The 6,230-nt window shown below is 70.1% G+C and carries 5 protein-coding genes; 2 read left to right on the top strand and 3 right to left on the bottom strand.

Going from position 1 to position 6,230, the window contains the following annotated elements; genetic code table 11:
• The coding region (locus B7L92_RS35975; protein ID WP_081241390.1) for a metallophosphoesterase at positions 1–731 on the bottom strand (731 nt) is incomplete at its 3' end.
• A 153-nt stretch (positions 732–884) separates the two neighbouring features.
• Between B7L92_RS35975 and B7L92_RS35970 the strand changes: the two genes are divergently transcribed.
• A complete protein-coding gene (locus B7L92_RS35970; RefSeq protein WP_081241389.1) occupies positions 885–1,349 on the top strand; it encodes a GatB/YqeY domain-containing protein in 465 nt (154 codons plus the stop codon).
• A gap of 108 nt (positions 1,350–1,457) precedes the next feature.
• On the opposite strand, the gene B7L92_RS35965 is transcribed toward B7L92_RS35970, so the two are convergent.
• A complete protein-coding gene (locus tag B7L92_RS35965; RefSeq protein WP_081241388.1) occupies positions 1,458–3,791 on the bottom strand; it encodes a transglycosylase domain-containing protein in 2,334 nt (777 codons plus the stop codon).
• 418 nt (positions 3,792–4,209) lie between these two features.
• Here B7L92_RS35965 and wblA point away from each other — a divergent pair, with 418 nt between their 5' ends.
• A complete protein-coding gene (gene wblA / locus B7L92_RS35955; RefSeq protein ID WP_016825254.1) occupies positions 4,210–4,545 on the top strand; it encodes a transcriptional regulator WblA in 336 nt (111 codons plus the stop codon).
• Between the two features lie 109 nt (positions 4,546–4,654).
• Here wblA and bagB read toward each other — a convergent pair whose 3' ends face one another.
• Positions 4,655–6,112: an ATPase BagB gene (gene bagB / locus B7L92_RS35950; protein ID WP_081241387.1), complete on the bottom strand. Its 1,458-nt coding sequence runs from the start codon at positions 6,110–6,112 to the stop codon at positions 4,655–4,657.
• Between the last annotated feature and the right edge of the window lie 118 nt (positions 6,113–6,230).

Below are 6,230 nucleotides of genomic sequence, written 5' to 3'. Positions count from 1 at the left end.
CAGAGCTGGCCGCCGTGGGTGTGGCCGGCCAGGATCAGGGGGTAGCCGTCGGCCGTGAAGGAGTCCAGGACGCGCAGGTAGGGGGCGTGGACGACGCCCATCGAGAAGTCCGCCGAGCCCGACGGGCCGCCCGCCACCTCCGCGTACCGGTCCCGCTTGATGTGCGGGTCGTCCAGGCCGGTCAATTCGATCGACGTGCCCTCGATCTTCAGCGTGCCCCTGGTGTTCGTCAGGTTCAGCCAGCCCGCCGCGTCGAAGCCGTCCCGCAGGTCCTCCCAGGGGTTGTGGATCGCGCCGACGGTCGGGGGGTTGCCGTTCAGGCCGTGGCGGCCCTGGACCCTCTCGATCAGGTAGCGGGCGGGGTTGCGCAGCTTGGGGCCGTAGTAGTCGTTGGAGCCGAAGACGTAGGCGCCCGGGAACTCCATCAGGGGGCCGAGGGCGTCCAGGACCTCCGGGACGCCCTCGGGGTCGGAGAGGTTGTCGCCCGTGTTGATCACGAAGTCGGGGCGCAGGCCCGCCAGGGAACGCAGCCAGCGCTGCTTCTTGTACTGGCCGCTCACCAGGTGGATGTCGGAGACCTGCAGTACGCGCAGGGGGCGCATCCCGGTGGGCAGGACGGGGACGGTCACCCGTCGGAGGCGGAAGGAGCGGGCCTCGAAGCCCGCCGCGTACAGCAGTCCGGCGGCACCGGCCGCCGTGATTCCCAGGGGGATTCCGTATCGCGCGCGCATGGGTCCATCGTGTCAGACGCGGGAGGGTCGGCCGTGCGCCGAGGTCGCCCCGTGCGGCTTCGCGGGTGATCTCCGGGGGACGTGAACGGCCCCTGGGACACGGGCCCTTAAATGAACGGGCGTCCTTCCCACCGCACCTGCGACAATCAAGCCATGACCACGCTCAAGTCGAAGCTGCAGGACGACCTCAACGTTGCGATCAAGGGGCGCGACGAGCTCCGCTCCTCGACGCTCCGGCTGACGCTCGCCGCGATCACCAAGGAAGAGGTCGCGGGGAAGGAGAAGCGCGAGCTCTCCGACGACGAGGTGCAGAAGGTGATCACCCGGGAGGCGAAGAAGCGCCGTGAGGCGGCCGAGGCCTTCGCGCAGGGTGGCCGTGCCGAGCAGGCCGAGCGGGAGAAGGCGGAGGGCGAGGTGCTGGCCGCGTACCTGCCCCAGCAGCTGTCCGACGAGGAGCTGAACGCGATCGTCGCCCAGGCGGTGGAGGAGGCCAGGGCGGCCGGCGCCGAGGGGCCGCGGGCCATGGGCGCCGTGATGAAGATCGTGAACCCGAAGGTGGCCGGGCAGGCGGAGGGCGGCCGGGTGGCCGCGGCGGTGAAGAAGCTGCTGGCCGGCTGAGTCCGGCCCGGCGCGCGTACCGACAGCGGACGGCCCCTTCTCTCCCCGGGGAGAGAAGGGGCCGTCGTGGTGTCCGGGCCGGTCAGCGGCGGCCGGGGCCGGCCGGGCTCACTGGCGTCCCCCGGGGCCGTTGCCCGGGCCCTGGAGGAAGCCCTCCGGGATGGAGAACGTCGGGTCCGGCTCGGTGCCTCCCGTGCTGCCGCCGTTGCCCCCGTTGCCGCCGCCCCCGTTGCCGTCGCCGCCGATCAGGCCGGCGATGAGACCGCCGTCGTTGCCCCCGTTGTTCCCGTTGTCGCCGTTGTTGCCGTCGTCGCCGCGGCCGGGACCGCCGCCGTCACCGCGGTCGCCGTCGCCGCGGTCGCGGTCACGGTCCTCGTCCGGGATGTGCACGAGGTTGAAGGGCGGGGCGTCCTTGCCCGCCAGGGCGCCGGACATGGCGTCCTTCCAGATGGGGCCCGGGACCTCACCGCCGAAGACGAGCGGGCGGTAGACACCGCCGATCGTGATGTTGCGCATCTTGACCTTCTGGCTGGCGCTGCCGACCCAGACGGCTCCCGACATGTTCGGCGTGTAGCCCACGAACCAGGCGTTCCGCCGCTCGTCCGTGGTACCCGTCTTGCCCGCGCTCTCCCGGTCGGAGAGGCCGGCCTGCTTGCCCGTACCGGAGTCGACCACACCGCGCAGCAGGGTGTTGATGGAGTCCGCGGTCTTCTCCGACATCGCCCGCCGGCACGTCGACTTCGGCACCTCGAGCGACTTCTGCTGCCCCTCGATCTTCTGCGTGATCGACTCGATCGCGATCGGCGTGCAGTACATGCCCCGGTTGGCGAAGGCGGCGTACGCGCTCGCCATCGTGAGGGGCGACATACCGGTGGAGCCGAGGGTCATCGACGAGGGGACCGCGGGGATCTTCTCCCCGTTGCCCTGGACCACGCCGAGCTTGTCGGCCATGTTCACCACGGGGCACATGCCGATGTCCTCGATCATCTGCACGAAGTAGGTGTTGACCGACTTGGCCATCGCCTCCTTGAGCGCGTACGGCCCCACCTCGGCCTCGTTCTCGTTCTCGAGCCGGTAGTTCCCGTCGTTCACCCAGGGCTTGTCGCACCCGCGCACGGTCTGCGGGTAGGGCATCTCGTACGGGGAGGAGTAGGACTGCGTGGGCGGCTTGCCCTCCTCCAGCGCGGCGGCGGCCACGAACGGCTTGAACGTCGAACCGGTCGGGAAGCCGAAGTTGGAGCCGCCCATGGCGGCGTCGACCGAGTAGTTGTACTCCGTCTCGTTCTTGCCGTAGCCCAGCGGCTTCGACTGGCCCATCGCGACGATCTTGCCGGTGCTGGGCTCGACCAGGGTGGCCGCCGCCGCGACCTTGTCGGCCTGGTTGACGTGGTTCTTGAGCGCCCTCTGCACCGACTCCTGCGCCTGCGGGTCGAGCGTCGTGCGGATGGTCAGCCCGCCCTGGTTCCAGATCTTCGCCCGGTCCTCCCGGGTCTTGCCGAAGACCGGGTCGTGCAGGAACACCTCGCGCACGTAGTCGCAGAAGAATCCCGCGTCCTTGACCGCCGTGATGCAGCCGTTCTTCGGCTTGCTGACGTTCAGTCCCAGCGGGGCCGCCGCGGCCTCGGCGGCCTGCTCCTCGGAGATGTCGCCGACCTCGGCCATCCGCTGGAGGACGACGTTGCGCCGCTTCTTCGCCTCCGCCTCGTCGTTGACCGGGTCGTAGCGGCTCGGGGACTGGACGAGGCCGGCGAGGAGGGCGGACTCCTGGAGGTTGAGGTCCTTGGCCGACTTGGAGAAGTAGCGCCGGGCGGCGGCCTCCACGCCGTAGGCCTGCTGGCCGAAGAACGTGATGTTCAGGTAGTTCTCGAGGATCTTCTTCTTGCCCAGCTCCTCCTCGACCTGGATCGCGTACTTCAGTTCGCGGATCTTGCGGCCGATCGTCTGCTGGGTGGCCTGCGCGACCTTCGTGGGGTCGTCGCCGGCCTCCTCGACGAAGACGTTCTTGACGTACTGCTGGGTGAGCGTGGAGGCGCCCTCGGAGACCCCGCCGCTGCGGGCGTTCTTGTTGAGCGCGCGCAGCACGCCCTTCAGGTCGACCGCGCCGTGCTCGTAGAACCGCGAGTCCTCGATCGCGACGATCGCCTTCTGCAGGTACGGCGAGATGTCCTTGAGGTCGACCACCGTGCGGTCACGCGAGTAGACGGTGGCGATCTGGCCGCCGGCGGCGTCGAGGATCGTGGTGCGCTGGCTCAGCGGCGGCGTCTTGAGGTTGGCCGGGAGCTCGTCGAAGCTCTCGACCGATCCCTTGGCCGCCAGCCCCAGCGCGCCCACGGCGGGCAGAGCGATGCCGGCCATGACGGCCCCTGCGAGGACACTGACACCGAGGAACTTGGCGGCCTGCTGCGTTGGCGACAGACCACCGCCCGAGCGCTTCTTTGGCATGGGAGCAGCCTACGTTCTCATTCGCCGGACAAGCGTAAAGGCCTTGGCCTAAGCTGCTCTCAACTGTCACAGCAGTGAGGCCACGTATCAATACGTCCGGCGATCCCGAATCGTTCCGGGCCCTCTCGACTTTCTCGACCGGGGTGTGGTGGGTCCGTGTCCGGATCCGCCTCGTGTGTCACGTGGTGCCCGTTGTGACGCAACGGAACTGACCTGGAATGCCGGGATTGTCGCGCATGTCGTCACCTCACTCCCCCGGGTGATCTGCCGCTTACCCATAGTCCGTTCGGACCATTCAAGATTGGGCCCGCTGGGGGTGTTGCGCTGTGCCCACCTTCCGTAACGTCCTCAACTGGCGGCGGTGAATATGCCGCTGCCGCCGTGGGGGAGCCTCGATTCGGGAGAGGACGGCGCCGGTATGGGCTGGGTTACCGACTGGAGTGCGCAGGCTGCCTGCCGCACTACCGATCCGGATGAACTGTTCGTTCAGGGAGCAGCGCAGAACAGGGCCAAGGCGGTGTGCACCGGATGCCCGGTACGCACCGAGTGTCTGGCCGACGCGCTGGACAACCGCGTCGAGTTCGGTGTGTGGGGAGGAATGACGGAGCGTGAGCGCCGCGCACTGCTGCGCCGGCGGCCGACCGTGACCTCCTGGCGCAGGCTGCTGGAGACCGCGCGCACGGAGTACGAGCGGGGCACGGGTGTGGTGCCCCTCGACGACGAGGTGTACGAGAGCTACGCGGCGGTGAGCTGAGGGCCCCTCAGGGGTTCTCGGCCGGCCCGTGGGGGTCCCTGGTCCGGCCCCGCGGAGCCCTCGGCCCGGTCCTGCCTGCCGCGGTTCTCCCGGCTGTCCGACGGGTGCGTCAGGCGGTCGTCCCGGGCGTCTCCGGCAGCTCCGGCCGGTCGGCCGCGAGCCGGTCGCCGATGTCCCGCAGCCCCGCCAGGTCGTGCACGTCGCCGGGCAGCGCGGCCACTTCCGTCACCGCCACCTCGGGGTGGAGCGCGGTGAAGCGGTCACGTGTGCGCTGTTCGCGTGCGAGCAGGTGCATCCGCTCGGCGTGCAGCCTCAACAGGCCCGCGGTGAGCCGGTCGACGGACTGCTGCTCCGCGTCGTCGGCTCCGGTGTCGGTGTCGGTGTCGTCCGCGGCGGCGGGGGAGCCTCCGTCGGGGGCGTCCCGAACCGGTGTTCTCGGTGTTCCTGCATCGTGGGCCGGCGCTGCGGGAGCGGGAGGGTCCGCGGTGGGAGAGCCTGCAGCGGGGGAGTCTGAACTGCCGTACGTTTCGGGAGAGTTACGAAGTCCAGCCTTCCCTTCCTCCTGATCCACAATGCGGGAGTCCTCAAGATTTTCCGCGGCGGCGAGCGCCCGCTCGGCCGACAGCCGGACCGCATCGCTGCCGTGGACCCGGTTGAGCACCAGACCGGCCAGCGGCATGTTCTCCGCGGCCAGCCGTTCCACGAAGTACGCGGCCTCGCGCAGCGCGTCCCGCTCCGGGGCCGCCACCACCAGGAACGCCGTCCCGGGCGCCTGGAGCAGCTGGTACGTGGCGTCCGCGCGCGTGCGGAACCCGCCGAACATCGAGTCCATCGCGGCCACGAACGTCTGCACGTCCTTCAGCAGCTGTCCGCCGAGCAGCTTGCCCAGGACACCGGTCATCATCGACATGCCGGCGTTCAGGAACTTCATCCCCGCGCGGCCGCCGACCTTCGCCGGGGCCAGCAGGACGCGGATGAGCTTGCCGTCGAGGAAGGACCCGAGCCGCTTGGGCGCGTCCAGGAAGTCCAGCGCGGAGCGCGAGGGCGGGGTGTCGACGACGATGAGGTCCCACTCGTCCCGGGACCGCAGCTGGCCCAGCTTCTCCATCGCCATGTACTCCTGCGTGCCCGCGAAGCCCGCCGAGAGCGACTGGTAGAAGGGGTTGCCCAGGATCGCGGCGGCCCGCTCGGGGTCCGCGTGCGCCTCGACGATCTCGTCGAAGGTGCGCTTCATGTCGAGCATCATCGCGTGCAGCTCGCCGCCGGCGGAGTCGTCGATGCCCTTCACCCGGCGCGGGATGTTGTCGAGCGAGTCGATGCCCATGGACTGGGCGAGCCGGCGGGCCGGGTCGATGGTGAGGACGACCACCTTGCGTCCCCGCTCGGCCGCGCGCAGGCCCAGCGCCGCGGCGGTGGTCGTCTTGCCGACCCCGCCCGAGCCGCAGCACACCACGATCCGGGTGCCCGGGTCGTCGATCAGTGGATCGATGTCGAGCGTGCGCGTGGGGGAAAGGTGGTGGCGGGCGGCCGGGTCGTGCGCCTGCGCCGGTTCCGGACGACGACTCATGACATCCTCTGCTTCCCCTGTTTCCGGTGCTGACGGCTCGTGGCGGGGGTGGTGCGGCGGTTCGGGGCGGGCCGGGGGCCGTGCGGCCCGCCCCGAACCCCGCCTCTTAAACACATCT

The sequence above is a fragment of the Streptomyces viridosporus genome (assembly GCF_002078235.1).
Taxonomy (GTDB): domain Bacteria; phylum Actinomycetota; class Actinomycetes; order Streptomycetales; family Streptomycetaceae; genus Streptomyces; species Streptomyces viridosporus.
This window is presented reverse-complemented; position numbering and strand designations above follow the sequence as displayed.